At 67.7% G+C, this 26851-nt stretch carries 28 protein-coding genes and 3 pseudogenes; 25 read left to right on the top strand and 6 right to left on the bottom strand.

The window, feature by feature from the left end; genetic code table 11:
- Positions 1-24: 24 nt before the first annotated feature.
- The 3 genes and pseudogenes from lepB to ACX9NE_RS15885 all read left to right on the top strand — a co-directional run bounded on the left by lepB (position 25) and on the right by ACX9NE_RS15885 (position 1941).
- A complete protein-coding gene (gene lepB / locus ACX9NE_RS15895) occupies positions 25-870 on the top strand; it encodes a signal peptidase I (protein WP_459362324.1) in 846 nt (281 codons plus the stop codon).
- Between the two features lie 2 nt (positions 871-872).
- Positions 873-1626, top strand: a pseudogene (locus ACX9NE_RS15890) (ribonuclease HII); the annotation flags it as partial.
- A gap of 9 nt (positions 1627-1635) precedes the next feature.
- Positions 1636-1941, top strand: a complete 306-nt coding sequence (locus ACX9NE_RS15885) for a DUF2469 domain-containing protein (RefSeq protein WP_012393608.1) — start codon at positions 1636-1638, stop codon at positions 1939-1941.
- A gap of 4 nt (positions 1942-1945) precedes the next feature.
- On the opposite strand, the gene ACX9NE_RS15880 is transcribed toward ACX9NE_RS15885, so the two are convergent.
- Both ACX9NE_RS15880 and ACX9NE_RS15875 read right to left on the bottom strand, forming a co-directional pair.
- Positions 1946-2695 (bottom strand): ANTAR domain-containing protein, encoded by a 750-nt coding sequence (locus tag ACX9NE_RS15880; RefSeq protein WP_459362323.1) that lies wholly within the window; start codon positions 2693-2695, stop codon positions 1946-1948.
- Positions 2696-2759: 64 nt separating this feature from the next.
- Complete coding sequence (locus ACX9NE_RS15875; RefSeq protein WP_459362322.1) at positions 2760-4118, bottom strand: WS/DGAT/MGAT family O-acyltransferase; 1359 nt, start codon at positions 4116-4118, stop codon at positions 2760-2762.
- A 128-nt stretch (positions 4119-4246) separates the two neighbouring features.
- On the opposite strand from ACX9NE_RS15875, the pseudogene ACX9NE_RS15870 reads away from it, so the two are divergent.
- From ACX9NE_RS15870 to ACX9NE_RS15830, 9 genes and pseudogenes are all read left to right on the top strand, one after another.
- A pseudogene (locus ACX9NE_RS15870) lies at positions 4247-5239 on the top strand (NAD-dependent epimerase/dehydratase family protein).
- 60 nt (positions 5240-5299) lie between these two features.
- Complete coding sequence (fdhD, locus tag ACX9NE_RS15865) at positions 5300-6121, top strand: formate dehydrogenase accessory sulfurtransferase FdhD (RefSeq protein WP_459362321.1); 822 nt, start codon at positions 5300-5302, stop codon at positions 6119-6121.
- Between the two features lie 52 nt (positions 6122-6173).
- Positions 6174-6404, top strand: a complete 231-nt coding sequence (locus tag ACX9NE_RS15860; protein ID WP_459362320.1) for a deoxyribodipyrimidine photolyase — start codon at positions 6174-6176, stop codon at positions 6402-6404.
- A 104-nt stretch (positions 6405-6508) separates the two neighbouring features.
- Positions 6509-6886 (top strand): YraN family protein, encoded by a 378-nt coding sequence (locus ACX9NE_RS15855; protein WP_459362319.1) that lies wholly within the window; start codon positions 6509-6511, stop codon positions 6884-6886.
- Positions 6886-8397 (top strand): YifB family Mg chelatase-like AAA ATPase, encoded by a 1512-nt coding sequence (locus ACX9NE_RS15850; protein WP_459362318.1) that lies wholly within the window; start codon positions 6886-6888, stop codon positions 8395-8397. The genes ACX9NE_RS15855 and ACX9NE_RS15850 overlap by 1 nt, the downstream gene beginning before the upstream one ends.
- Positions 8394-9539 (top strand): DNA-processing protein DprA, encoded by a 1146-nt coding sequence (gene dprA, locus ACX9NE_RS15845; RefSeq protein WP_459362317.1) that lies wholly within the window; start codon positions 8394-8396, stop codon positions 9537-9539. The genes ACX9NE_RS15850 and dprA overlap by 4 nt, the downstream gene beginning before the upstream one ends.
- Before the next feature lie 33 nt (positions 9540-9572).
- Positions 9573-10424 (top strand): siderophore-interacting protein, encoded by an 852-nt coding sequence (locus ACX9NE_RS15840; RefSeq protein WP_459362316.1) that lies wholly within the window; start codon positions 9573-9575, stop codon positions 10422-10424.
- A gap of 36 nt (positions 10425-10460) precedes the next feature.
- On the top strand, positions 10461-11621 hold the full coding sequence (locus ACX9NE_RS15835) for a lactate 2-monooxygenase (protein WP_459362315.1): 1161 nt from the start codon (positions 10461-10463) through the stop codon (positions 11619-11621).
- A 31-nt stretch (positions 11622-11652) separates the two neighbouring features.
- The gene (locus ACX9NE_RS15830) at positions 11653-12570 is read left to right on the top strand and encodes a tyrosine recombinase XerC (protein ID WP_459362314.1); all 918 of its coding nucleotides are present in this window, start codon (positions 11653-11655) and stop codon (positions 12568-12570) included.
- A gap of 2 nt (positions 12571-12572) precedes the next feature.
- Here the strand turns inward: ACX9NE_RS15830 and ACX9NE_RS15825 are convergent.
- A pseudogene (locus ACX9NE_RS15825) lies at positions 12573-13046 on the bottom strand (M23 family metallopeptidase); the annotation flags it as partial.
- 321 nt (positions 13047-13367) lie between these two features.
- Here ACX9NE_RS15825 and rpsB point away from each other — a divergent pair.
- The 3 genes from rpsB to ACX9NE_RS15810 are packed head-to-tail and all read left to right on the top strand — an operon-like array spanning position 13368 to position 16465.
- On the top strand, positions 13368-14213 hold the full coding sequence (gene rpsB / locus ACX9NE_RS15820) for a 30S ribosomal protein S2 (RefSeq protein ID WP_459362313.1): 846 nt from the start codon (positions 13368-13370) through the stop codon (positions 14211-14213).
- 13 nt (positions 14214-14226) lie between these two features.
- Positions 14227-15042, top strand: coding sequence for a translation elongation factor Ts (tsf, locus tag ACX9NE_RS15815; protein WP_459362312.1), 816 nt, complete (start codon positions 14227-14229; stop codon positions 15040-15042).
- Between the two features lie 13 nt (positions 15043-15055).
- Positions 15056-16465, top strand: a complete 1410-nt coding sequence (locus ACX9NE_RS15810; protein ID WP_459362311.1) for an amidase — start codon at positions 15056-15058, stop codon at positions 16463-16465.
- Here ACX9NE_RS15810 and ACX9NE_RS15805 read toward each other — a convergent pair.
- On the bottom strand, positions 16457-16876 hold the full coding sequence (locus tag ACX9NE_RS15805) for a MarR family winged helix-turn-helix transcriptional regulator (RefSeq protein WP_459362310.1): 420 nt from the start codon (positions 16874-16876) through the stop codon (positions 16457-16459). The genes ACX9NE_RS15810 and ACX9NE_RS15805 overlap by 9 nt on opposite strands.
- Before the next feature lie 457 nt (positions 16877-17333).
- On the opposite strand from ACX9NE_RS15805, the gene ACX9NE_RS15800 reads away from it, so the two are divergent.
- On the top strand, positions 17334-17945 hold the full coding sequence (locus ACX9NE_RS15800; RefSeq protein ID WP_459362309.1) for an MPT63 family protein: 612 nt from the start codon (positions 17334-17336) through the stop codon (positions 17943-17945).
- A 108-nt stretch (positions 17946-18053) separates the two neighbouring features.
- Positions 18054-18992 carry a lysophospholipid acyltransferase family protein gene (locus ACX9NE_RS15795; RefSeq protein WP_459362308.1) on the top strand — a complete coding sequence of 313 codons (939 nt, stop codon included), beginning with the start codon at positions 18054-18056 and terminating at the stop codon, positions 18990-18992.
- 4 nt (positions 18993-18996) lie between these two features.
- Here the strand turns inward: ACX9NE_RS15795 and ACX9NE_RS15790 are convergent, their stop codons facing one another.
- The gene (locus ACX9NE_RS15790; RefSeq protein WP_459362307.1) at positions 18997-19728 is read right to left on the bottom strand and encodes a winged helix-turn-helix domain-containing protein; all 732 of its coding nucleotides are present in this window, start codon (positions 19726-19728) and stop codon (positions 18997-18999) included.
- 233 nt (positions 19729-19961) lie between these two features.
- On the bottom strand, positions 19962-20198 hold the full coding sequence (gene mbp1 / locus ACX9NE_RS15785; RefSeq protein ID WP_459362306.1) for a microaggregate-binding protein 1: 237 nt from the start codon (positions 20196-20198) through the stop codon (positions 19962-19964).
- A gap of 236 nt (positions 20199-20434) precedes the next feature.
- Between mbp1 and pyrH the strand changes: the two genes are divergently transcribed.
- From pyrH to ACX9NE_RS15745, 8 genes are all read left to right on the top strand, one after another.
- Complete coding sequence (gene pyrH / locus ACX9NE_RS15780) at positions 20435-21208, top strand: UMP kinase (protein WP_459362305.1); 774 nt, start codon at positions 20435-20437, stop codon at positions 21206-21208.
- 90 nt (positions 21209-21298) lie between these two features.
- Complete coding sequence (gene frr / locus ACX9NE_RS15775; RefSeq protein ID WP_459362304.1) at positions 21299-21856, top strand: ribosome recycling factor; 558 nt, start codon at positions 21299-21301, stop codon at positions 21854-21856.
- A 32-nt stretch (positions 21857-21888) separates the two neighbouring features.
- Positions 21889-22833 (top strand): phosphatidate cytidylyltransferase, encoded by a 945-nt coding sequence (locus tag ACX9NE_RS15770; RefSeq protein WP_459362303.1) that lies wholly within the window; start codon positions 21889-21891, stop codon positions 22831-22833.
- Positions 22834-22846: 13 nt separating this feature from the next.
- Positions 22847-23950, top strand: a complete 1104-nt coding sequence (gene rlmN / locus ACX9NE_RS15765; RefSeq protein ID WP_459362302.1) for a 23S rRNA (adenine(2503)-C(2))-methyltransferase RlmN — start codon at positions 22847-22849, stop codon at positions 23948-23950.
- Positions 23951-24159: 209 nt separating this feature from the next.
- Positions 24160-24672, top strand: a complete 513-nt coding sequence (locus tag ACX9NE_RS15760; protein WP_459362301.1) for a protein disulfide oxidoreductase — start codon at positions 24160-24162, stop codon at positions 24670-24672.
- Positions 24673-24674: 2 nt separating this feature from the next.
- The gene (locus ACX9NE_RS15755; RefSeq protein ID WP_459362300.1) at positions 24675-25550 is read left to right on the top strand and encodes a cytochrome c biogenesis CcdA family protein; all 876 of its coding nucleotides are present in this window, start codon (positions 24675-24677) and stop codon (positions 25548-25550) included.
- 31 nt (positions 25551-25581) lie between these two features.
- Positions 25582-26076: a histidine kinase gene (locus ACX9NE_RS15750; RefSeq protein WP_459362352.1), complete on the top strand. Its 495-nt coding sequence runs from the start codon at positions 25582-25584 to the stop codon at positions 26074-26076.
- A gap of 22 nt (positions 26077-26098) precedes the next feature.
- Positions 26099-26836 carry a DUF4097 family beta strand repeat-containing protein gene (locus tag ACX9NE_RS15745; protein WP_459362299.1) on the top strand — a complete coding sequence of 246 codons (738 nt, stop codon included), beginning with the start codon at positions 26099-26101 and terminating at the stop codon, positions 26834-26836.
- The last annotated feature ends 15 nt before the right edge of the window (positions 26837-26851 follow it).

Genomic DNA, 26851 nt, shown 5'->3' with positions numbered 1-26851 from the left:
CGTTGCGCTGGCTACGCTGATCCCGTGACTGACACTGAGGATTCTCCTTCGGAGGACTCACCCCCGGAGGGCCGGGCGGACGGCGGCAAGCCTGCGCCCGCGACCGGAACATCCGGCGAGCCAGTCCCGGAACCCGAGGCGAAGCCCGACAAGGACAAGCCCGACAAGCGGTCGACGCTGCGGGAACTGACGACGCTGGCTGTCGTCGCCATCGTGCTCTACTACGTCATGCTGACGTTCGTCGCGCGCCCCTACCTGATTCCGTCCGAATCGATGGAGCCCACCCTGCACGGCTGTTCCACCTGCGTCGGCGACCGCATCCTGGTGGACAAGCTCACCTACCGGTTCACTTCGCCCAAACCCGGCGACGTCATCGTCTTCAAGGGCCCGCCGTCGTGGAACGTCGGCTACAAGTCCATCCGGTCGTCCAACACGGTGATCCGGTGGGCTCAGAATGTGCTCTCGTTCATCGGCTTCGTGCCTCCCGATGAGAACGACTTGGTCAAGCGGGTGATCGCGGTGGGCGGGCAGACCGTGCAGTGCCGGGCGGACACCGGGCTGACGGTCAACGGCAAGCCGCTGAAGGAGCCGTACCTGGATCCGAACACCATGATGGCCGACCCGTCGGTGTACCCGTGCCTGGGCAGCGAGTTCGGCCCCGTCACCGTTCCGCAGGGACGGCTGTGGGTGATGGGGGACAACCGGACGCACTCGGCGGATTCCCGCGCCCACTGCCCGATGATGTGCACGGGTGACCCGACGGCCGGAACGGTGCCGGTCGCCAACGTCATCGGCAAGGCCCGGTTCATCGTGTGGCCGCCCAAGCGATGGGGTGGTGTGGGTTCGATCGACCCCCAGCAGGGTCAGTAGTCATGGCCACGACGTGGCCGCCGCGCACGGTGATTCGCAAAGCCGGCGGGTTACGGACCCTGGAATCCGCTTTGCACCGCAACGGTCTGGGCCCGGTGGCCGGGGTGGACGAGGTCGGTCGCGGCGCCTGCGCCGGCCCGCTGGTGGTGGCGGCGTGCGTCCTCGGCCCAGGCCGCCTGGAAAGCCTTGCTGCTCTTGACGATTCGAAGAAGCTGACAGAGAAGGCCCGCGAGAGGCTGTTCCCGCTGATCCGCCGTTACGCACTGGCCTACCACGTGGTGTTCATCCCGTCGAGCGAAGTCGACCGCCGCGGCGTGCACGTGGCCAATATTGAGGGCATGCGGCGTGCGGTGGCCGGGCTGTCCGTGCGGCCGGGGTATGTCCTGAGCGACGGCTTCCGGGTCCCCGGTCTCTCGGTGCCGTCACTGCCGGTGATCGGTGGTGACGCGGCGGCCGCCTGTATCGCTGCGGCCAGTGTCCTGGCGAAGGTCAGCCGGGACCGCTTGATGGTGGCGATGGACGCCGAACACCCCGGCTACGGCTTCGGCGATCACAAGGGCTACAGCACACCCGCGCACGGCCGTGCGCTGGCCGAACTGGGTCCGTGCCCGCACCACCGGTATTCGTTCATCAATGTGCGGCGGGTCGCGACCGGCGGCGCCGCCGAGTTCGTCGTCGAGTGCCCGCCGGACCCTCCCCCCGAAGGCGGCGATTTCCGGTGAGAGAAGATGGGGCAGCAGCTCCGGGAGAGGGACGTCTGAACTGATGAGTGCCGAGGATCTCGAGAAGTACGAAACCGAGATGGAGCTCTCGCTGTACCGCGAATACAAGGACATCGTCGGTCAGTTCAGCTACGTGGTGGAGACGGAGCGTCGTTTCTATCTGGCCAACAGCGTGGAGATGGTGCCGCGCAACGCCGACGGTGAAGTGTATTTCGAGCTGAGGCTGGCCGACGCGTGGGTGTGGGACATGTACCGGCCGGCCCGGTTCGTCAAACAGGTCCGGGTCGTCACCTTCAAAGATGTCAACATCGAAGAGGTCGAGAAGCCCGAGCTGCGACTGCCCGAATAAGGGCTCAGGCGGGCTCCTCCGAGTACGGCAGGTTGCCGCGGGACTCGATGACCTTGCGTGCCACGTCGGCGAGTTTGATGTTGAGGCTCTGCGAGTGGCGGCGCAGCAGGTCGAACGCGTCGTCCTCGTTCATGTTGTTCAGCATCATCAGCATGCCGACCGCCTTGCCGATCTCGCGGTTACTCAGCAGGCCACGGCGCAGGCTGGTGGCGTCCTCGCCGTGTGCGATGGCGTTGATGGCGACGCTGGCGAACGAGGCCAGCACGGCGGCACGGCCCGCGGCTTCGGTGTCGAACTGGTCGGGAGTCTCGCTGAAAAGGTTCAGCGCGGCCGCTTTGCGCTTGTCGATCAGCAGCCGGAAACCCATGACGCCGCGCACCGGCGTTTCCTCGAGCAGCCGTGCGGCGAAGTGCGGCCACTGGTTCGGCTTGGTCAGGTCCGGCTCGATCTGCGGCGTCTCCTCCTCGATCGCGTCTATGCAGGGTCCGTCACCGGAACGGCGTTCGAGGTCGTCGATGCGGTGGGCCAGCCGCGAGCTGGCGCCGACGGTGATATAGCGGTCGCCGCGCTTGACCAGCAGGCTGGCATGGTCGCAGCCCGGGACCACCAGGGTGGCGGCCACACAGATCGCGGCATACATCTGGGTGGCATCCGACCCCTGGTAGATGATCTCGGCCAGGGCTGCGAAGACCGTGGCCGGGTCGGCCGTCAGTGCGCCGGGCGTGGAGCTCTCGGCGTTGCGTTCGTCGGCCACGTCTCATCCTCCCTCCGGCGCAGCGTATCCGATGGCCGTAGAGTAGCCGGACCCTCTGAGGGCCTTACACGCCGACGGCGCGTTCGAGATCTTTCAGTGATGTCTCGAGGTGGCTCAGCATGCGCTGTAGGTGGGGCACGCTGCCTCTGGCGCCGACGAGTCCGAAGTCGAGGTTCTCGGCGTTGTTGGTGACGGTGATGTTCATCGCCTGGCCGTCCAGGGTTATCGACAACGGGTAATTGCCGACCATTTGCGCGCCCCGCCAGTACAGCGGTTCTGTGGAGCCCGGCACGTTGGAGATCACGATGTTGAACGGCGGCGGGGCGGTGCGGATGAACCCCGGAATGAGACCCAGGAACAATCCGCCGGTCATGAATGCGGACAGGGCGAGTTGCTGAACCTTGGGAAGCTGGTTGAAAACCTGCTTCTGCTCGCTCATCGACGCACTGATCCCCTGCAGGCGTCTGCCCGCGTCTTCAATGCCGGTGTTCAAGTTGCACAGAACGGTGCCTACCGAGTTTCCGCCGTTCTCGGCATCGGTCTCCTTGCGCAGGCTCACCGGCACCATCGCGACGAGCGGTGCGTCGGGCAGCGCGTTCTGCTCGATCAGATAGGTGCGCAGTGCACCCGCGGACATCGCCAGGACGACGTCGTTGAAGGACACGTCCGCGGCAGCCTTCACCGCGTGGATCCGTTCCAGTGGCCAGGATTGCGCGGCGATACGCCGGGCACCGCCGATCCTGACATTGAACATCGTCTTGGGCGCCCGGAAGGGGAATGTCAGCTGCTGTTCCAGTAATGCCGCGCGCGCCAAGGACAATGTCGAGGGCGCAAGTGCCGCAGTCGATCGCACGGTATCGGTCAGCGCGTGCAGTGGCGAGGACGTGCTGCCGCTGCGGGCCTGCCGGCGCGGCTTGAGTTCCCATGGCACCCGAACCTCATTGTCGGTGGGATCGCCGGTGAAGGCGCGCTGCATCAACCGCAACGCCGATACGCCGTCCATCAGCGAATGGTGGAACTTGGTGTACACCGCGTAGCGACCGTCGTTGAGCCCTTCGACGAGATGCGCCTCCCACAGCGGCCGGTGCCGGTCGAGCAGGCTGCCGTGCAAGCGGGAAGCCAGTTCAAGCAATTCGCGCACCCTGCCCGGGCGGGGTAGTGCGGACCGCCGGAAGTGGTAGTCGAGCTCGACTTCCCTTTGCTGCGACCATGCCAGGTTGGTCACCGGACCGAAGAACGCCGGGTGTTTGCGGAACGTGGGCTGGACGTCGGTACACCGCAGCATCGACTCGTACGCCTCGGTGACGAAGTCGTCGTCTGCGCCCTGTGGTGGCTTGAACAGCTGCAGGGCGCCGACGTGCATCGGGTGTTCGCGGGATTCGCCGATCAGGAACATGGAGTCGGCCGGTGCAATCAGCTGCATGGTGCCTCTTTTCGCCATCAAGCCCGATGTGAACGGGCTATGAATAACCATCTGCCGCAGTTCGCACACATTCGTGAGCTAAGACTGCAGGCGTTTGGCCGGAGCCGGCCGCGGGAATTTTCAGTCAAATGGGACTCACTGTGGCCGTGACCGGTCCGACCGGAGAGATCGGCATCTCAGCTGTAACCGCCCTGGAGCGCGAGCCGGCGGTGAGCAAAATCATCGGCATGGCTCGCCGGCCGTTCGACCCGCGGACTCGGGGCTGGACCAGAACGACCTACATGCAGGGCGACATCCTGGATCGGGAGGCGGTCGACGCGCTGGTCGCCGATGCAGACGTGGTGGTCCACCTGGCGTTCATCGTGATGGGTTCGCGCGCGGAAAGCGAACGGGTCAATCTGGCGGGCACCCGCAATGTCTTCGAGGCGACCGTCGCAGCGCAGAAGGCGTCCGGTCAGCCTCGGCGTCTCGTGTACACCTCGTCGGTGGCGGCATACGGCTACCACTCCGACAACCCGGTGCCGCTGACGGAGGACGTACCGACGCGCGGTTCCGCCGAGCATTACTATTCGGCGCAGAAGTCGGCGTGTGAGGCGGTGCTTGCCGAGGTCACCAAGGACTCGCCGTTGGAGGTGTTCGTGCTACGGCCCTGCATCGTCACCGGCCCCGAGGCGCCCGCCCTGGCCGAAGCGATGCCGTGGAATCAACTGCCGGCCCCGCTGCGGGCCATGTCGAAGGTGCTGAAGAAACTCAAGCCGGTGATCCCGGACCCGGGTTTTCCGCTGCAGTTGGTGCACCACGACGACGTTGCCGCGGCGATCACGCTGGCCGCCGTCGCTCCGGCGCCTCCCGGTGCGTACAACATCGCCGGCAACGGGGTCGTGACGATCAGCGACGTCGCCCGGGCGCTGGGAGGGTGACCGGTACGGGTGCCCGCGGTCGCGGCGTCGGCAGCGTCGGCGGCGATCTCCCATCTGCCGTTCGTCCCATCGATGATGGAGTGGCTGCATGTGGCGCGCGCGTCGGTGGTCATGGACACCAGCCGGGCCCAACGCGAACTCGGTTGGCATCCCACCCACACCTCGGCGGAGGCGCTGCAGTCGCTGGCATCGGCGGTGTGACCCCCGGGCGAGGTACGTTGAGGCCGTGACAGCCCAGACGGCGGCGGCCGGACAGAACCGGTGCGGCGGGTAACCGCACGCCGGCGGATTCGGCATCTGACCGCCGGCCAAGCGACCACCCGCCAGGAGAGCCTCGCCGTCGAAGAGCCGCTGGAGATCCGCATCGACGGCACCCCGAGCACCGTGACCATGCGTACCCCGGGCGCGGATTTCGAACTGGCGCAAGGCTTTCTGCTGACCGAAGGGGTGATCGCGCAGCGTGGGGACGTGCAGAGTATCCGCTACTGCGAGGGCCGCGATGAAGACGGCGCCAACACCTACAACGTCGTGGACGTGACGCTGGCGCCCGGCGTCGGACCGCCGGACCTCGATGTCACGCGCAACTTCTACACCACGTCGTCGTGCGGGGTCTGCGGCAAGGCCTCGCTCGAGGCGGTGAGATTGATCAGCCGGCACGCGCCCGGCGCCGATCCCGCCTCGGTGCGCGCGGCGACCCTGCAGCGGATGCCCGAGCAATTGCGCAGCGCCCAAAAGGTGTTTGCCGCTACCGGGGGCTTGCATGCGGCCGCGCTGTTCGAGGTGGACGGCACCATGCTCGTCGTGCGCGAGGACATCGGCCGGCACAACGCGGTGGACAAAGTCATCGGCTGGGCGATCGAGCGTGGCAGAGTGCCGTTGACCGGATCGGTGTTGTTGGTCAGCGGTCGGGCATCGTTCGAGTTGACACAGAAGGCCCTGATGGCCGGAATCCCCGTGCTGGCCGCCGTTTCCGCGCCGTCGTCGCTGGCGGTCGCACTGGCCGAGGAGTCCGGGCTCACCCTGGTGGCCTTCCTGCGCGAGGATTCGATGAACGTCTACACCAGGGCGGACCGGGTTAGGTAGTGCCGGCCGCGGGTAGCCGGTCGTATCGCCTGACACAGCTGAGGAGACGGCCATGCTGCACGACATAGTGTTAGCCGCGCACAGCAATCCCGAAGCAGCGGGTCTGATCCTGCGCGGGATCAAAGGGATCTTCGTCGCGATAGGCAGCGTCATCGCGGCCGTCATCTGCGCCGTGATCGCATCGACGAAGGGACGCTCGGCCTTCTTCTGGGGAATCCTGGGCCTGTTCTTCAGCATCGTGACGCTGATCGTGGTGATCGTGATCCCCAGCAAGAAGACTTAGTCCGGTGCCGGTGATCTGGGGATAGTTGCCGGACTGGGGATAACTGGCTGTCAGGGCGCCGGCCGCGACGGATCCTGTCGCCGGTCCCGGGCATGTTGTCGGTCATGACCACCCAAGAGCCGATGACGCGAATTCAGCTGGGCGCGCTGGGCGAGCAACTGGCAGCGGATCATCTGACCCGCCTCGGGCTCGAAATACTGTGCCGCAACTGGCGCTGCCGGTATGGCGAGCTCGACCTGATCGCCTGCGAACACGCCACTGGCACAGTGGTTTTCGTCGAGGTCAAAACCCGCAGCGGTGACGGTTACGGCGGATTGGCCCAGGCGGTGACCGGGCCCAAGCTGCGGCGGTTGCGCCGGCTGGCCGCACTGTGGCTGGCCGGCCAGGATGAACGCTGGGCGGCGATCCGCATCGACGTGATCGGGGTGCGGGTCGGCCGGCGCCGCGTCCCGGAGCTCAGCCATCTGATGGGTGTCGGCTGATGGCGCTGGGACGTGCGTTCTCCGTGGCGGTGCAGGGGTTGGACGGACAGACCGTTGAGATCGAAGCCGACATCGCTTCGGGGCTGCCGGGCGTGCATCTGGTGGGGCTGCCCGACGCCGCGTTGCAGGAATCGCGCGACCGGGTGCGGGCGGCGGTCACCAATTGCGGCAACAGCTGGCCGATGTCCCGCCTGACGCTGGCACTGTCGCCCGCGACACTGCCGAAGATGGGTTCGGTCTACGACATCGCTCTGGCCGCGGCGGTGCTGTCGGCGCAACGGAAGAAGCCGTGGGACCGCCTGGAGAAGGCGGTGCTGCTGGGTGAGTTGTCGCTGGACGGCCGGGTCCGGTCGGTGCGCGGGGTGCTTCCCGCGGTGCTGGCGGCCAAGCGGGACGGCTGGCCGGCCGTTGTCGTTCCCGCCGAGAACCTGGCCGAGGCCGGCCTGGTCGACGGCATCGATGTCTGGGGGGTGCGCACTCTGCGGCAGTTGCAGGGGTGGCTCAGCGGATCGAAGGATCTGGATCGCCGGATCGCAGCGTCGGCGCCCGTCGACGAGCCGTTGCCTGATCTCGCCGACGTGGTGGGGCAGACGCAGGCCCGGTTCGCCGTCGAGGTGGCGGCGGCCGGTGCCCACCACCTCATGCTGACCGGTCCGCCGGGGGTGGGGAAAACGATGCTGGCTCAAAGACTTCCGGGCTTGTTACCATCGCTGTCGGAAAGCGAGTCGCTGGAGGTGACCGCGATCCACTCGGTGGCGGGGTTGCTGTCGGCCGATACACCGTTGCTGACCAGGCCGCCATTCGTCGCCCCGCATCACAGTTCCACCGTCGCCGCACTCGTCGGCGGCGGCTCGGGAATGGCCCGTCCCGGTGCCGTCAGCCGCGCACACCGCGGCGTCCTGTTCCTCGACGAGTGCGCGGAGGTCGGCGTCAGTGTGCTGGAAGCGTTGCGAACACCGTTGGAGGACGGCGAGATCCGCCTGGCCCGACGGGACGGCGTGGCATGCTATCCGGCGCGATTCCAGCTCGTGCTGGCCGCCAACCCGTGCCCGTGCGCACCGGCCGATCCGCAGGACTGCATCTGTGCGGGGGCGGTCAAGCGCCGGTATCTGGGCAAGCTCTCGGGGCCCTTGCTGGACCGCGTTGACCTGCGAGTCCAGCTGAACCCGGTGCGGGCGGGTGCGTTCGCGGTCGCGGACGCCGAGTCGACGGCGCAGGTGCGTCAACGGGTCACCGCGGCCCGTGCGGCGGCGGCCGAGCGGTGGCGCAGGCACGGGTTCGCCACCAATGCCGAAGTCAGCGGTTCGTTGCTGCGGCGCAAATTCCGTCCCGGCAACGCCGCGATGGAACCACTGCGCAGGGCAGTGGACGGCGGGCTGCTCAGCATTCGTGGGGTGGACCGCACGCTGCGGGTCGCTTGGAGCCTGGCCGACCTGGCCGGCCGTGATTCACCCGGCCTGTCCGAGGTAGCTACCGCGCTGAGCTTCCGGCAGCCCGGAGCGCGGCGATGACGACCCCGGCCGATGCCACATTGCGGGCCTGGGCCTACCTGTCCCGGGTAGCCGAACCGCCCTGCGCACAACTTGTCGCCCTCGTGCGAAGTGTCGGTCCGCTCGAGGCCGCCCAGCGGGTCCGGCGGGGGCTGGTCGACGACGACCTGCTGCGGTTGACCGCGGCTAGACGCGAAATCGACAGGGCGGCAACAGATCTCGATATGATCCGGCGGCGTGGCGGCAGGTTGGTCACACCCGATGACGACGAGTGGCCGGTGCTCGCGTTCGCCGCATTCCACGGTGCCCGGCGAGATGACACCACGCCCCTGGTCTTGTGGGCCATGGGCCCGGCGCGACTCGACGAGGTGGCCCGGCGCGCGGCCGCTCTCGTCGGCACCCGGGCCGCGACCGCATACGGCGAACAGGTGACGGACGACTTGGCCACCGGGCTCGCGCGGCGCGACGTCACGGTGGTCTCCGGGGGCGCCTACGGAATCGACGGTGCGGCCCACCGCGCTGTGCTGGCCGCCGACGGGATCACCGTCGCCGTTCTGGCCGGCGGGCTGGACGTCGCGTATCCGGCGGGCCATTCCGCGCTGCTGCACCGCATCGGGCAACACGGCATGTTGTGCACCGAATACCCGCCCGAAGTGCGACCGGCCCGCTTCCGTTTCCTGACCCGCAACCGGCTGGTGGCAGCCCTGTCGGGCGCGGCGGTTGTCGTGGAGGCGGGTCTGCGTAGCGGCGCCGCCAGCACTGCCGCCTGGGCGCGGTCGCTGGGCCGGGTGGTGGCCGCGGTACCCGGCCCGGTGACGTCATCGGCCTCGGCAGGCTGTCACGTGTTGCTGCGCAACGGCGCGCAACTGGTCACCCGCTGCGAGGACATCGTGGAGTTGGTGGGAAACATCGGTGAACTGGCGCCCGACGAACCGCGCCCCACCACCGCGTTGGACGGGCTGGGGGAGGCGGAGCGACAGGTATTCGAGGCGTTGCCGGGCCGCGGTGCGGCCACGGTCGAGCAGATCGCGGCCGCCTGCGGCCTGATCCCCGAACACGTGCTGGGACCGCTGGCGCTGCTGGAGCTGACGGGTCTGGCCGAGTGCCGCGACGGCTGTTGGCGCATCGCGCGCAAGCGTCGCGGTCAGGGTCGGCTCGTATAGTCGACGAGGGGTCAGAACGTGACAGGAGGATACGTGGCAGGCCGGCCTCTCCAGGCTTTCGAAGTGGTCAGTGCGGAGCAGCTGACGCCGCACATGGTCAGGATCGTGTTGGGCAGCAGCAACTTCGACACCTTTGTGCCCAGCAAGTTCACCGACTCCTACGTGAAACTGGCGTTCGTCCCCGAGGATATCGACGTCGCGCGGCTGCCGCAGCCGCCGACGCTGGACAGCTTCGCCGGGTTGCCGCCGGAGAAGCGGCCAGTGGTCCGCACCTTCACCGTTCGCCGAGTGGACGAGCAGGCCCGCCAGATCACGGTGGACATCGCGGTGCACGGCGAGCACGGCGTCGCAGGCCTGTGGGCCGCGACAGCGCAGCCGGGGCAGCCGATCTACCTGATGGGACCCGGCGGAGCCTATACCCCCGACCCCGCCGCCGACTGGCACCTGCTCGCCGGCGACGAGTCCGCGCTCCCGGCCATCGCCGCCGCGTTGGAAGCGCTGCCCGCGTCGGCGGTCGGTATGGCGTTCATCGAGGTGGCCGGCCCCGACGACGAGATTGCGCTGACGGCACCCGAGGGCGTTCAGATCAACTGGGTCTACCGCGGCGGGCGCGCGGACCTGGTGCCGGAGGAACGGGCCGGTGACCACGCGCCGCTGATCGAAGCCGTGACCACCGCGCAGTGGCTCCCCGGACAGGTGCACGTGTTCATTCACGGCGAGGCCCAGGCCGTCATGCACAACTTGCGGCCCTACATCCGTAAACAGCGCGGTGTGGACGCCCGGTGGGCGGCTTCGATTTCAGGCTATTGGCGGCGTGGACGCACCGAAGAGTCGTTCCGGCAGTGGAAGAAGGAACTCGCCGAGGCGGAAGCTTCGCAGCAGTAGGTTCCACCCGCGCCGCCGGCTGGCATCCTCTAGGGCATGGCATTCGGCGACTATCAGCTCGAGATCTACTTCCAGGGTCTGGCCGGGGTTGCGCCCTCGCTTCCGATGGCATTCGCCGAGCTGGAGGCCAGGGCCGAGCGGGCGATGTCACCGTCGGTGTGGTCGTATGTCGCCGGGGGAGCCGGTGACGAACGCACCCAGCGCGCCAACCGGGAGGCGTTCGATCGCTGGGGTTTGATGCCGCGCATGTTCGTCGGCGCGGTCGAACGCGACCTGTCGGTGCAGCTGTTCGGCTTGAGCCTGCCGTCGCCGCTGTTCATGGCGCCAATCGGCGTGATCGGCCTGTGCGCTCAGGACGGCCACGGCGACCTGGCGACCGCACGCGCGGCCGCCCGCACCGGCGTGCCGATGGTCGTCTCCACACTGACCGCCGACCCGATGGAAGACGTCGCCGCACAATTCGGCGGCACCCCCGGCTTCTTCCAGCTCTACCCGCCCAAAGACCGGGACCTGGCCGCCAGCCTGGTGCAGCGCGCCGAAGCCGCCGGCTACAAGGCGATCATCGTCACCCTGGACACCTGGATTCCCGGCTGGCGCCCCCGCGACCTGAGCACCGCGAACTTCCCGCAACTGCGCGGGCACTGCCTGAGCAATTACACCAGCGACCCGGTCTTTCGCGCCGGCCTGCAACGCCCGCCCGAGGAAGACTCACAAGGCGCCGTCCTGGCCTGGGCGCAGACCTTCGGAAACCCCTTGACCTGGGACGACCTGGGATGGCTGCGGTCGCTGACCGACCTGCCGCTGATCATCAAGGGCATCTGTCACCCAGACGACGCGCGGCGTGCCATCGACGGCGGCGTCGACGGGATCTACTGCTCGACCCACGGCGGCCGGCAGGCCAACGGCGGGTTGCCGGCACTGGACTGCCTGCCCGCCGTCGTCGAAGCCGCCGGCGAGCTGCCGGTGCTGTTCGACTCGGGTATCCGCAGCGGCGCCGACGTGGTCAAGGCGCTGGCTTTGGGCGCCTCCGCCGTCGGCGTCGGCCGTCCGTACGCATATGGATTGGCGCTCGGCGGGGTCGACGGTGTCGTCCACGTGCTGCGCATGCTGCTGGCCGAGGCGGATCTGACAATGGCGGTGGACGGCTATCGGACACTGGAAGATCTCACCCCGGCTACATTGCGGCGCGTCCTCTGAAAGACAGCGCCGCGTCTGCCAGGTTTGGGGCATGCCCGGTCAGGCCGATGCGGTCCTCGAGGAATTCGACGACTACCTGGAACTGCAGTGCAATCGCTCCGCGCACACCCGTCGCGCCTACCTCGGCGACCTGCGTTCGCTGTTCGATTTCCTGGCCGCGCGCGGATCGGATCTGCAGGCCCTGAGCCTGCCGGTGCTGCGGTCGTGGCTGGCCACCGCCGCCGGTGCGGGTGCGGCCCGCACGACGCTGGCCCGCCGCACCTCCTCGGTCAAGGCATTCACCGCCTGGGCGACTCGGCAGGGCTTGCTGACCACCGATCCCGCCGCCCGCCTGCAGGTGCCCAAAGCCCATCGCACGCTGCCTTCGGTGCTGCGGCAGGATCAGGCGCTGGCCGCGATGACGGCCGCGAAAGCCGGTGCGGAGCAGGGTGATCCGCTGGCGCTACGCGACCGGCTGATCGTCGAGCTGTTGTACGCCACCGGGATCCGGGTGAGTGAGCTGTGCGGCCTGGACGTCGACGACATTGATGCCGGGGACACCGGGCAACGGCTGGTGCGGGTACTCGGGAAGGGCAACAAGCAGCGCACCGCGCCGTTCGGGCAGCCCGCGGCCGAGGCACTGGGTGCCTGGCTGGCCGACGGACGGCCTGCGCTTGCCACCGCCGAGTCCGGGCCCGCGCTGTTACTGGGTGCGCGTGGCCGCCGGCTTGACGTACGGCAGGCGCGCACGGTGGTGCACCAGACCGTCGCGGCGGTGGACGGAGCACCCGACATGGGGCCGCACGGGCTGCGGCACAGCGCGGCCACCCATTTGCTCGAAGGGGGAGCCGACTTGCGGGTGGTGCAGGAGCTGCTCGGCCATTCGAGCCTGGCCACCACTCAGCTCTACACCCACGTCGCTGTCGCCCGGCTACGGGCGGTGCACGACCAGGCGCACCCACGCGCCTAGCCCGCGTCGAGCGGCTTGAGCCGCACCGGCGTCGATGCGAGCAGTCCCATTGGGTCGACGTAGTCGGCTCGCGACGCCGGACCCCACATCGCACCCCAGTGCAGACACGCCACCGCGGGGCAGCCGGCGTGGCCCGCCAGCAATTCGCCGACCACGCTGCCCGATGCCACCGCCTGACCGGTCCGCACCCTCGCGCGCACCGGCTCGTAGCTGGTGTGCAGGCCGCCGGGGTGGGCCAGCGACACCACCGGACGGCCCGCCAGCAGGCCGGCGAACACCACCGTCGCATCTCCCGCGGCATACACCGGCTGGCCCGGACCGCCCGCCAGATCCACGCCGCGGTGCCCGGGCTGCCAATTGGGCGACGGAGCGTCGAACGCCCGCGTCACCGCCGGCGGGGGACGCAGCGGCCATTCCAGCCGGCCGCCGGCGGCATCCGCGGGCGGCGCGTTGAGCAGCACCCACAACACGAACAGCCCCACCAGGACCCAGCGCACCAGCTCAGTCCACGGCGGGGGCGACGACCCCGCCAGTCGCCAGAGCCGGGCTGTGGACGCACCGGCCCCGATGTGGGCGGCGGGAAAAATCACCCGCAGTCGCGGTGTAAACTCCTCAACGCAGCTCGTGAAAGCGGGCTGACTTCGCGCGCCTGCACGCGGCCCCGTTGTCAAGGGTCCGCACCAGTATGCCGAGCGGTCCCGTTAGTCCCCGGACGCGGGTTCGGCATCGCGGCAGACGCCAGGGCCCCGGTCTCAACCGATGCCGGGCGACAACCGACACTGAAAGCTGGCATCGCCATGGCTGTTGTAACCATGAAGCAGCTGCTTGACAGCGGCACCCACTTCGGGCATCAGACCCGTCGCTGGAATCCCAAGATGAAGCGGTTCATCTTCACCGACCGCAACGGCATCTACATCATCGACCTGCAGCAGACGCTGACCTACATCGACAAGGCCTACGAGTTCGTCAAGGAGACCGTCGCCCACGGTGGCAGCGTCATGTTCGTCGGCACCAAGAAGCAGGCACAGGAATCCGTCGCGGCCGAGGCGACCCGCGTCGGCATGCCGTACGTGAACCAGCGCTGGCTGGGCGGCATGCTCACCAACTTCTCCACCGTGCACAAGCGCCTGCAGCGCCTCAAGGAGCTGGAGGCGATGGAGCAGACGGGTGGTTTCGAGGGTCGCACCAAGAAAGAAATCTTGATGCTGACCCGCGAGAAGAACAAATTGGAGCGGTCCCTGGGTGGGATCAGGGACATGGCCAAGGTGCCCTCGGCGATCTGGGTCGTCGACACCAACAAAGAGCACATCGCCGTCGGCGAGGCACGCAAGCTGGGCATCCCGGTGATCGCGATCCTGGACACCAACTGCGACCCGGACGAGGTCGATTACCCGATCCCGGGCAACGACGACGCGATCCGCTCGGCCGCGCTGCTGACCAAGGTGATCGCCTCCGCGGTCGCCGAGGGCCTGCAGGCCCGCGCCGGTCTGGGTCGCGGCGACGGTAAGCCGGAGGCTTCAGACTCGCTGGCGGCCGAGCCGCTCCCCGAGTGGGAGCAGGAACTGCTCGCCGGTGCCGCGGCCACCGCCGCCGCCACCGAAGCCTCAAGCGGCACAACCGAATCAACCACAGATGCATCCTAGGAAAGGCTGAGCATTGGCGAATTTCACCCCAGCCGACGTCAAGCGACTTCGGGAGCTGACCGGTGCTGGAATGCTGGACTGCAAGAACGCGCTGGCGGACTCCGACGGCGACTTCGACAAGGCCGTCGAGGCGCTGCGCATCAAGGGCGCCAAGGACGTCGGCAAGCGCGCCGAGCGCGCGACGGCCGAGGGCCTGGTCGCCGCTAAGCAGGGCGCGCTGATCGAGCTGAACTCCGAGACCGACTTCGTCGCCAAGAACGCGGAATTCCAGGCCCTGGCCGACCAGGTCGTCAACGCCGCCCTGGAATCCAAGGCCACCGACGTCGAGAGCCTGAAGGCGGCCAGCATCGGTGACAAGACGGTCGAGCAGGCCATCGCCGAGTTGTCGGCCAAGATCGGGGAGAAGCTGGAGCTGCGCCGCGTGCAGTACTTCGACGGCAACGTCGAAACCTACCTGCACAAGCGGGCGGCGGACCTGCCGCCGGCCGTCGGTGTGCTCGTCGAGTTCACAGGTGAAAACAACGACGCCGCGCACTCGGTCGCCCTGCAGATCGCCGCGCTCAAGGCCCGCTATCTGTCCCGCGACGACGTGCCCGAAGAGGTGGTGGCCAGCGAGCGCCGCATCGCCGAGGAGACGGCGAAGGCCGAGGGCAAACCGGAGCAGGCGCTGCCCAAGATCGTCGAGGGCCGCCTCAACGGCTTCTTCAAGGACGCAGTGCTGCTCGAACAGCCGTCGGTGTCCGATAACAAGAAGTCCGTCAAGGCGCTGCTCGACGAGGCCGGGGTCACGGTGACCCGATTCGTGCGCTTCGAGGTGGGCCAGGCCTAGCGGGCGCGACGACATGGCCCGCGTACACGCTTTCGGCGACGATGCCCTCGGCGAACTGGACGCGGTCGGCCTGGCTGATGCGATCAGGGCCGGCCGCGTGGGCCGGGCCGAGGTCATCGAGGCCGCGATCGCACGCGCCGAGGCCGTCAACCCGGAGTTGAACGGCCTGGCCTATCAGGCTTTCGACGCGGCCAGGGCTGCGGCGGGACAACCCCGTGGCGGTTACTTCGCCGGAGTGCCGACGCTGATCAAGGACAACATCGACGTCGTCGGGCAGCCGACGATGAACGGTACCGACGCCTGGGAGCCGCGTCCGGCGAGCGCGGACAGCGCGGTCACCCGGGTAGTGCTGGACACCGGGCTGATATCGCTGGGCAAAACCCAGCTGTCGGAGTTCGGGTTCAGCGCCGCCGCCGAGCATCCGCGCCTGGGGCCGGTCCGTAATCCCTGGAACACCGACCACACCGCCGGCGCCTCGTCATCGGGGTCCGGGGCGTTCGTGGCGGCCGGGGTGGTGCCCATCGCGCACGCCAACGACGGCGGCGGTTCCATCCGGATTCCCGCGGCGTGCAACGGTCTGATCGGACTCAAGCCGTCGCGCGGGCGGATGCCGCTGGATCCCCAGTACCGACGCTTGCCGGTGGGCATCGTCGCCAACGGTGTGCTGACCCGCTCGGTGCGCGACACCGCCGCGTTCTACCGGGAGGCCGAACGTCTATGGCGCAATCCCAAACTGCCGCCGATCGGTGACGTGGCGCAACCGGGCAAGCGGCGGTTCAAGATCGCTGTCGTGACCAGTTCGGTGCGGCGTGAGGCTCGTCCCGAGGTCAGGGAACTCACCCTGAAGTCGGCTGCTCTGCTCGAAGAGCTGGGACACCGCGTCGATTACATCGACAACGACTGGGTGCCGGCCAGCTTCGTCGGCGATTTCGTCCTGTACTGGGGATTCCTTGCTTTCGCGCAGGTGGCCAGCGGACGCCGTCTGTTTGGCGACACCTTCGACCGGGCGCGGCTGGACAACCTGACGCTGGGGCTGGCCCGGCACACCAGAGCCAACATCCACCGGCTCCCGCTGGCTATCGCGCGGCTGCGCGGGCTGCGACGGCGTAGCGCCCGGTTCTTCAGTGGCTACGACATCCTGCTCACCCCGACGCTCGCCGAGCCGACGCCCTCGGTCGGCTACCTGGCGCCCACCGACTATCACCAGGTCATTGACCGGCTGATCGACTGGGTCGCTTTCACCCCGCTGCAGAACGTCACCGGTGATCCGGCCATCTCGCTGCCGCTGGCCCAGTCCGCGGACGGACTGCCGGTGGGGATGATGTTTGCCGCCGACATCGGTCACGAGGCGCGGCTGCTGGCGTTGGCCTATGAACTTGAAGAGGCCCGGCCGTGGGCGCGGATCCAGAGCCAGTCAGTCTGATCCAAGCTTTTCGAGCATGGTCTTGAACTCGCGCTGCTGAGACTGGGTTAGGCGCGCGAGGATGCGAGTGTCGGCGGCGCGCACGACGGCCTCTGCCCGCTGCAGCAGCGCCTGGCCCTGCCCGGTCAGTGACGCCGGCAGAGCACGGCCGGAGGACACCGAGGCCGGTCGGGTCACCACCCCGAGTTCTTCGAGTTTGCGAAGCACCGTGTTCATTGCCTGAGGCGTGACTCCCGCGTGCCGCGCCAGTTCGGCGCTCGATGACCCCGGCGCCAGCGACAGGCTGCGCAGGCATACGAATTCCGGCAACGTCAGTCCCAGCGAGCTCAACGCGGCCGACACCTCCGGTCGCAGCACGGCGGTGACCCGGTACAGCAGGTATCCGAGCGGAGCGTCGCCGAGCGAGGACATGTCAGGGATATTGACATATGACCGGCGCCGGCCCGCACCGGGCTACCGCGCAGCGGGCAAGGTGCGCGACGGATCCGGCCCCGATGAGTCGTAATCACACGCGGTGAACATGGCCTGCCGTAAAGACTTTCATCCGACCACGAATTTCGCCTCGGCTTAGCTCGGTCCATTTCTCAAGTGCGGCAGTCGCACAGCTCGTGCCACCTATCTCCATTCGGCGATGTACGCGATTGCGTCAAGTGACAATCGATACCCATGTTGCGCAAGTGGGCAGTCAAAGAAGTGTGGTCCAAATCAAATCGGCGTTGTTTCACCAGGTCAGACCGTTGGACAGGGTAATTTCGTGACGTCGTGGTGTTTGGGGGTGGACGGCGCGGGCAATGCGAACCGGGTGCGGTTGAGCGCTCGGCGCAAGGGCGCGCACCGCCTGGAACGACACCAACGGAGAGGATTCAGCGTGAAGTTCACCCCAACCACCACTGCAAAAAGAGCCATTGCTGCCGCGGGAATTGCCGCGGTGAGCCTATTCGGCGCGGCTGCTGCTTCGGCGACGCCCGGCGTACCCGAAGGTCTCGGCACACCGCAGGCATTGGTCGACGGCCCGCTGGTCACCGCCTACACCGTCAGTAACCTGCAGCCCGCGAGCGTGACCATTCCGGGCTACACCCCGCAGGGCCAGCTGTGGCAGGTCGACGTCAGTGCTCGCGCCAACAGCGGCGTCGTGACACCCGTCGTGTCCAACTTCAACGCTCGCGCCGGCGACCAGAACTACCGCGTGATCAGCGTGCCGGCCACCCCGCAGGGCCTCAGCCCCGCGCCGATCACCCAGGGCGGTACCGCGACCGGCAAGGTCTATTTCGACGTGACGGGCGCGCCACCGAACGAGGTCGTCTACAACGACGGAGTGCAGGATGTGCTGGTGTGGGCAACCAATTCGGCCGGCGCCCCGGCGCCGAACACGGTTCCGGGCCAGCAGCCCAACACCTCGCCCGGCCAGCCGAACCCGGCTCCCGGTCAGCCCAACCCGTCGCCCGGCATGACGCCCGAGGCCACGATGCAACAGAGTTAACAGTGTCCGGTCCCTCCCCGCGCCACGCCGTGGCGCGGGGAGGTTGCTGTTTGCGGCACAAAATGCCCGATGTGGGTCGTTTGTGCATGAATTGGGTATGAGCACGGTATGACCCACACCACTGATCACCGGCCCGAAGAAGTACGCGAGCAGGCGCGCCGGCACGCGCAGGAAGCCCGCGCCGCGATGGCGGAGAAACGCGGCGACAAGGACGGTGGCGTCGGCGGGTGGGTCGCCAAACGCGCTGGCGAATGGGATCTGGAGGGCCAGGACGAGGCCACCATGCACCGGCAGAAGTTCTTCTGGAATGCGCTGGTGGACTACTGGTTCCGCATGGAGATCGACGGCTGGGAGAACGTGGGGCAGGCGCCGGTGCTGCTGATCGGCATCCATTCGGGCGCGCCGTTCGTGTGGGACGCGTGGACCGTCGGCCTGCAATGGTGGCGACGGTTCGGCCCCGAACGCCCGCTGCACGGCACGGCGCACGACGCGTTGATGGCCATTCCGGGCATCGGCCGTTACTTCCGCGCGATGGGTGTCCTGCCGGCGGCGCCGGACGCGATCGCCACCGCACTGGCTGAGGGCCGAGACGTGGCGTTGTGGCCCGGCGGTGAGGTGGACTCCCTTCGGCCCTGGAGGGAACGAGACCGGGCAATCCTCGCTGGCCGCAAGGGGTTTGTGAAGATGGCGATCCGCGCGGGCGTCCCGATCGTGCCCATCGCCACCGTGGGTGGCGCCGACGCCATGCCGGTGCTCATCCGAGGCGACCGGCTGTCGCGCATGTTGCGACTGGACAAGCTGCTGCGCCTCAAGGTGTTCCCGGTCGCGATTTCGTTGCCCTGGGGAATCGCGCCGGCAGCACTTCCACAGCTGCCGCTGCCGGCAAAGATCAGAACGCGGTTCATGCCCCCCATCGAAGTGGATCACGACCCTGAGCGTGCCGAGGACGACGACTACGTCGACGCCAAATACCGCGAGGTGCAAAACAGCATTCAGCGAGGCATGGATGCACTCGCGCGCAAACGCGCGCTGCCCGTTTTCGGCTGAGGCATCACCGGGCTACTGAATCCTTGTCCAGTCCGGTCCATACCGGGTTGAGCACCGGTTCGCCGACGATCCAGCGCGGCTGGGGCGGAGAAACCGCCATGTAACCCACGCCGCGCACGGTGTCGACCATCGACTCGTGCGCGGTGCCCAGTTTCGCTCGTAACCGCCGCACATGCACGTCGACGGTGCGCACCCTGCTGTTGCCCTCATAACCCCATACCTCGTGCATGAGGCGCGTCCGGCTGAACGCCCGGCCTGCATGCTGCACAAGGAAATTCAGCAGTTTGAACTCGGTAAGGGTCAGCCCCAGATCTTTGCCCTCCAGGGACGCCGTGTAGCTGGCCGGGTGCAGCAGGAGGTCACCGAACTGCAGCGTGCCACCGACGGCCTTGCGCCGGCGCGTGATGGCCAGGCGCAAACGTGCCTGCAGCTCAGCGGCCCCGGCCGCGGCCAGCAGCACGTCGTCGAAGTTCCAGTCGACGTCCACTTCCGCAAAGTCGGCCGGCGTCACCACGGCCACGACGGCCAGTGCCGGCCGGTTTGCCGTCAGATGCCGGCAGGCGCGCCGGGCGGCCACCAGATCCGAGCGCGCATCGACGATCGCGACATCTGCTGCGTCGGTCAGCCGGACATCGCCGTCGCCCAGCGGTGCGACATTCACGGTAAGGGCAAACGTCTCCAGCATGGGCAAGGCGGACTGGAAGTCGGGATCATTGGTAAGCAGAAGTACATCCAACCGCGATCTCCAAACCTTCTGAGGGTCAAGCCCGCAGTCCCGCCGACAATCCCCCGACCCCCGACCCGTTTGTCATCTCTGCTGGAGATGCTGCCCCGAACGAAAATCGCCCACTCCGTACGGCCGTCATTATTCCATTGTTGTTACCGCGGTTATTGCAGAACAAGGAGTTCGGCGAATGTTCGATGGGCCCGGTCCCTGAGTACGGACCGGGCCCATCCTCGAAACAAGTTCTACTGGTTGGCCTTTTGGCGCTGCTCGGCGACGTCGGCGGCGCCGCGAGCGGCCTCTGCCTGAGCTTCCTTCTTCGCCGCATCGCGCTGAGCCTTTGCCTTGTCCTGCTGGGCTTCACCCTCGTTGACCAGTTCGCCGCGACCGGTCACGGTCCCGATGGCTTCCTTGGCCTTGCCCTTGACGTCCTCGACGATTCCTTTGACTGCTTCAGCGGGTCCCGAGTTGCTGTCTGCCATGGTTTTCCTTTGCTGTGAATTCACCGATCGACGAGCGACCGCCCACCTGGCGATGCAGGCCCTTCTTCTCAAGACGCGTCCATCGCCGCCTGCAGCGATTTCCCGAACCCCCGGCGAATCAAACATTCGCAGTGCGCTTTGTGCACCCCGCCCACGCCAAAGCCGGGTTATGAGGCAGGATGATAAGCGCCGTTCCGGGGTGGTGGCCGGGATGGCGCTCTCATGCGAGGAGACTGATGACGGAGTCCAAGGAGCCCGACGCCGCTGGCTCGGCGGCACCGAGGACCAGCGCCAACGGCTCGTCGTCCAAATATTCGCGGGTGCTGCTGAAGCTGGGTGGCGAGATGTTCGGCGGCGGCCAGGTCGGACTCGATCCCGATGTCGTAGCGCAGGTGGCCCGGCAGATCGCCGAGGTGGTCCGCGGCGGCGTGCAGGTTGCCGTGGTGATCGGGGGCGGCAACTTCTTCCGCGGGGCTCAGTTGCAACAGCGCGGCATGGAGCGAACCCGGTCGGACTACATGGGCATGCTCGGCACAGTGATGAATAGCCTTGCGCTGCAGGACTTCCTGGAGAAAGAAGGCATTGCCACCCGAGTCCAGACCGCCATCACCATGGGTCAGGTGGCCGAACCGTACCTGCCGCTGCGAGCCGTGCGACACCTGGAGAAGGGCCGGGTGGTCATCTTCGGCGCCGGGATGGGCCTGCCCTACTTCTCCACCGACACCACCGCCGCGCAGCGGGCCTTGGAGATCGGTGCCGACGTGGTGCTGATGGCCAAGGCGGTTGACGGCGTGTTCGCCTCGGACCCGCGTGAGGATCCTGACGCCGAGTTGCTCACCGCGATCAGCCACCGCGAGGTCATCGATCGCGGCCTGCGGGTAGCCGATGCCACCGCGTTCAGTCTGTGTATGGACAATGGCATGCCGATCCTGGTGTTCAACCTGCTGACCGACGGCAATATCGCCCGAGCGGTCGCGGGTGAGAAGATCGGGACGCTGGTCACCACCTGACGGGAAGACGCACAATGATCCGCGCTTGCGACGATGCAACGAGCAGCGATGCGGGGGCACTACCTGCTTGCGGGGGAAGGAGCGGCGCACATGATTGACGAGGCCCTGTTCGATGCCGAAGAGAAGATGGAGAAGGCCGTGTCGGTGGCCCGCGACGACCTGTCGACCATCCGGACCGGCCGCGCGAATCCCGGCATGTTCTCACGGATCGTCATCGACTACTACGGTGCGATGACCCCGATCACCCAGTTGGCCAGCATCAATGTCCCCGAGGCGCGGATGGTTGTCATCAAGCCCTACGAGGCCAGCCAGCTGAATGCCATCGAGACGGCGATCCGCAATTCGGATCTGGGCGTGAACCCCACCAACGACGGCACGATCATCCGGGTGGCGATACCGCAACTCACCGAGGAGCGCCGGCGCGAACTGGTCAAGCAGGCGAAGGCCAAGGGGGAGGATGCCCGGGTCTCGGTGCGCAACATCCGCCGCAAGGCGATGGAGGAGTTGCACCGGATCCGCAAGGACGGCGAGGCCGGCGAGGACGAGGTCGGTCGCGCGGAGAAAGACCTGGAGAAGGCCACCCACCAGTACGTCGCTCAGATCGACGAACTGGTCAAACACAAAGAAGGCGAGTTGCTGGAGGTCTAGCGACCACACAGCAGCTCCGTCCATTGAAGTCCGTGGCTACCACCGATGCCGGCTCCGGCAGCACGTCCGACGAACCGGTCGGCGTGTCAGCGACCCCGGTTGCGAAGCCGGCGAAGAAAGCGTCCCGAGCCGGGCGCGATCTGCCCGCAGCGATCGCCGTGGGTGCCAGCATCGGCGCCGTCCTCATTGCGACGCTGCTGTGGTTTCCGCATGTCTGGGTGGTGTACTGCGCCCTGGCCGCGCTGGTGGCCAGCCACGAGGTGGTCCGGCGGCTGCGCGAGGCCGGGTATCTGATTCCGGTCATTCCCCTGCTGATCGGCGGGCAGGTCACGGTCTGGCTGACCTGGCCGTATCGCGCCGTCGGCGCGCTGGCCGGCTTCGGCGGCATGGTAGTGGTCTGCATGATCTGGCGACTGTTCATCCACGACAAGCGGGTCGTGGCTGATCAGGGTGGACCTACCGGCGGGATGCCGCCGTCGAGCAACTATCTGCGCGACGTGTCGGCCACGGTGTTTTTGGGTGCCTGGGTTCCGCTGTTCGCGTCGTTCGCCGCGATGCTGGTCTACGACCCCCGACACGGCACGGGCTGGGTGTTCTGCATGATGTTGGCCGTCGTGAGCTCGGACACCGGCGGCTACGCCGTGGGTGCACTGTTCGGCAAGCACCCGATGGTTCCCAGGATCAGCCCCAAGAAGTCCTGGGAAGGCTTCGCCGGTTCGCTGGTCTGCGGCATTACCGCGACGATCCTGACCGCGACCTTCATGGCCGGCAAAACCTGGTGGGTGGGCGCACTGCTGGGTCTGCTGTTCGTGCTCACCACAACGCTGGGCGACCTGATCGAGTCCCAGGTCAAGCGTGATCTGGGCATCAAGGACATGGGCCGGCTGCTACCCGGCCACGGCGGGCTGATGGACCGGCTCGATGGCATCCTGCCGTCCGCGGTTGCGGCGTGGACCGTTCTGACCCTGTTGCCCTGATACTGGACTGGTCATGGTCCAACAACTGGTGTTCGAGGCGCCCCGCCGCGGTAAGCCGCCGCGGCATCTCGCCGACCTCGACGCCGCCGGCCGGGCGGACGCCGTCGCCGAACTGGGCTTGCCGGCATTCCGGGCCAAACAACTGGCGAACCAGTATTACCGGCGGTTGATCGCTGACCCGCACCAGATGACCGATCTCCCGGCAGCGGTGCGCGACGCCGTCGCGGTGACCATGTTCCCCGTGCTGCTGACAGCGACGCGCGAGGTCACCTGCGATGCCGGCCAGACCCGTAAGACGTTGTGGCGGGCGGGTGATGGCGCCACCGTCGAGTCGGTGCTGATGCGATACCCGCAACGCAACACCGTGTGCATCTCCTCGCAGGCCGGCTGCGGCATGGCATGCCCGTTCTGTGCCACCGGGCAGGGTGGGCTGACCCGCAACCTGTCGACCGCCGAGATCCTCGAACAGGTCCGGTCGGCAGCGGTCACACTGCGTGACGACTTCGGTCCCGATCCGCAGCGGCTGTCGAACGTGGTGTTCATGGGCATGGGGGAGCCGCTGGCCAACTACGGGCGAGTGGTGGCAGCGGTGCGCCGGATCACCGAGCCGCCGCCGTCCGGCTTCGGGATCTCCGCACGTTCGGTGACGGTATCGACGGTGGGACTGGCTCCGGCGATCCGGAAGCTGGCCGACGAGCGGCTCGGGGTGACGCTGGCGTTGTCGCTGCATGCGCCCGACGACGAGCTGCGCGACACGCTGGTGCCGGTCAACAACCGGTGGAGGATCAACGAGGTGCTCGAGGCTGCCCGCTACTACGCCGACGTGACCGGTCGGCGGGTGTCGATCGAATACGCGCTGATCCGCGACGTGAACGATCAACCCTGGCGGGCCGACCTGCTCGGCAAGCGGTTACACCGGTCGCTGGGCCCGCTGGCGCACATGAACCTGATCCCGCTGAATCCGACCCCGGGTAGCGATTGGGATGCCAGCCCCAAGCCGGTGGAGCGTGAGTTCGTCAAACGCGTTCGCGCGCAGGGTGTTTCGTGTACGGTGCGGGATACCCGCGGCCGCGAGATCGCAGCGGCATGTGGACAGCTGGCCGCCGGAGGCGGGTAGCTGGAGCACAGGCCTTTGGGTTGGGCGTGTGGACAGCTGGCCGCCGGAGGCGGGTAGCTGGAGCACAGGCCGCCGGTGCCGAGCCTGAAAATCTGCGGCGACAGTTCAAGTATCCCGTCCTGCGATCTTTCAGCGTCGATGACGTGACCGGGCGAGGTGTTGAACCATCCCCGGTGGGCAATACGTCGTCAAGGCAGAAACCCCCCCGAATGAGGTCCGCAATGAAACTGTTGTCCCCGCTGAAGATTCTCGCTGCCGCGGCGGCGGTTGCCGTCATGCTCGGGCTGGCTGCCGCGCCGCGCGCGCTGGCGGCCGATGACCGCCTGAATTTCACCGGCACCACCGTCAGCGGTGCCCCCTTCAACGGTGCCGGCCTGCAGGGTAAGCCCGCCGTCCTGTGGTTCTGGACCCCGTTCTGCCCGTTCTGCAACGCCGAGGCGCCCGGTCTCAGCCAGGTGGCGGCAGCCAACCCGGGCGTCTCCTTCGTCGGCATCGCGGCTCATTCAGACGTGGGCCAGATGCAGGGCTTCATATCGAAATATGGTCTGAACTTCCCCAACCTGAACGACGCCGACGGTGCGATCTGGGCGCGGTACAACGTGCCCTGGCAGCCGGCCTGGGTGTTCTATCGTGCCGACGGCTCCTCCACCTTCGTCAACAACACCACCTCGGCCATGTCGCAGCAGGAACTGCAGGGCCGGGTCGCTGCCCTGACGTCCTGAGGGTGGATCACACCCTGGTCGGGCTGGCCTTCGCCGCCGGTTTGGTGGCCGCGCTGAACCCGTGCGGATTCGCCTTGCTTCCCGCCTATCTGCTGCTGGTGATTCGGGGACGGCAACCGGCAAGCCCGCTCGGTGCCGTTGGACGGGCGCTGGTGGCCACCCTGGGGATGGCGCTGGGGTTTATGACCGTCTTCGGTGTGTTCGGCGCGCTGACCATCTCGGCGGCCTCGGCGGTCCAGCGATACCTGCCCTATGTGACGGTCGCGATCGGTGTCGTGCTGATCGTGCTGGGTGTGTGGCTGCTGTCGGGCCGGGAGTTGACGGCGCTGGCGCCCGTCGGCCCGCGCTGGGCCCCGACCGCGCGACTGGGCTCCTTCTACGGATACGGCGTCAGCTACGCGATCGCCTCGCTGTCGTGCACCATCGGCCCGTTCCTGGCTGTCACCGGCGCGGGCCTGCGAGGTGGCTCGCTAGTGGGCGGTGTCGCGGTCTATGTCGCCTACGTCGCGGGGCTGACGCTGGTCGTCGGAGTGCTGGCTGTCGCGGCGGCGACCGCCCGATCCACCCTGGTCGAGCGGATGCGGGCAGTGCTGCCCTTTGTCAACCGGATCAGCGGTGTGCTGCTGGTGCTGGTGGGGGCGTATGTCGGTTACTACGGCGTGTACGAAGTGCGACTGTTCGCCGCGAACGGCGATCCCGAAGACGGCGTGATCACCGCCGCCGGCCGTGTGCAGGGCGCGCTCGCCGGATGGGTGCATACGCACGGCGGATGGCCGTGGGTGGTGGCGCTGACGGTCGCTCTGGGGAGCGCACTGGCCGGTACCTGGTTCCGTCGCCGGCGCAGAGTTGACACCACACAGACACCAGACCGCTTGTAATTGACACCATAATGGTGTCATCATGACGCTAATGGAATTGCAGTGCTACGTCGATGCTGTGCGCAACGAGCTGAAGGTGGCCGCTTCGGCCGCCGGGGCGTACGCACAAGAGCTGGCCGAGCGGTTGACCGCTCCCTTGGAGTCCGCGCTGCGGCTGGCGTTGCTGGAGGCGCTGTCGGCCGCCGCCGAGGAAATCACCGGCGAGCTGGCGCCGGGGTCTGTCGAGCTCCGGTTGCGCGGGCGCGATCCGGAGTTCGTCGTCAATTCACCACCCGATGAGCAAGCACTCGACAACACCGACGACAACGCATTCGTCGCCCACTACGACGATGACGGCAGCATCTGGCGCGTGACCCTCCGGTTGCCGGAAGGGTTGAAGGCGCACATCGAGGCGGCCGCCCGTCGCGACGGCGCCTCGCTGAACAGCTGGCTGGTGCGCGCCGCGGCCGCCCGGGCGGCCCTGGACCCGACCCCGGGTCGCTCCGCCCGCCGCGCTGCGCACCGGCTTTCGGGCTGGGCGCGCTGAACATGCTCAGAGGAGACCACCAATGTCGCCATTCACCACCCCCGAACCGATCAGCGTCCGGCTCGAAGCGCGAGCGGGGTCGGTCCATCTCGTCGCGAGCGAGCGCCTCGACACGGTCGTAGGGGTGCGGCCCCACGATGAGGCATCGCCCGCCGATGTCTGGTCCGCCGAACATCTCCGCGTCGACTTCCGAGACGGCAGGTTGACGATCTCCGGACCCAGGCGTGCCGCCTCGCGGCATCGGGGTGGCGCCGTCGATCTCGACGTCGCGTTGCCGCCGCGGTCGCGGTTGCATGCGACGCTCAGATCCGCCGACCTGCGCGCCGAAGGCGAGTACACCGATGTGCGGCTGGCCACCGGCAGCGGCGACGTCGAGATCGAGGCAGTGACCGGGAGATTGAAGGCAGTCAACGCTTCGGGGACAATCGCCGTTCGGGCTGTTGATGGTTATGCGTCGGTCGCCACGACGTCGGGGCCGGTGCGGGTACACAACCTCGACGGCGAGCTGAAGTTCAAGGCCGCAAGCGGGTCGCTGTCCGTCGACACCTTGCGTGGCCACCTCAGGTCGCGCACCGGGTCGGGGTCGGTGATCGTCGAGTCGGGGGTCGAGGGTGCTGTATCTGTGCACACCAACAGCGGAGAGGTCGCGCTCGGTGTCCCCACTGGCACCGCCGTCCGGTTCGACATCGTCACCGGTTCCGGGGCCGTCACCAACCGATTACGGGCCGCCGAGGGCCCTGAGGCCGACGACAAACCCTGATCCTGCACGTGCGCA

The sequence above is a fragment of the Mycobacterium sp. ML4 genome (assembly GCF_054515735.1).
The sequence above is the reverse complement of the archived record's forward strand: the minus strand, read 5'-3'. Positions and strand labels throughout refer to the sequence as shown.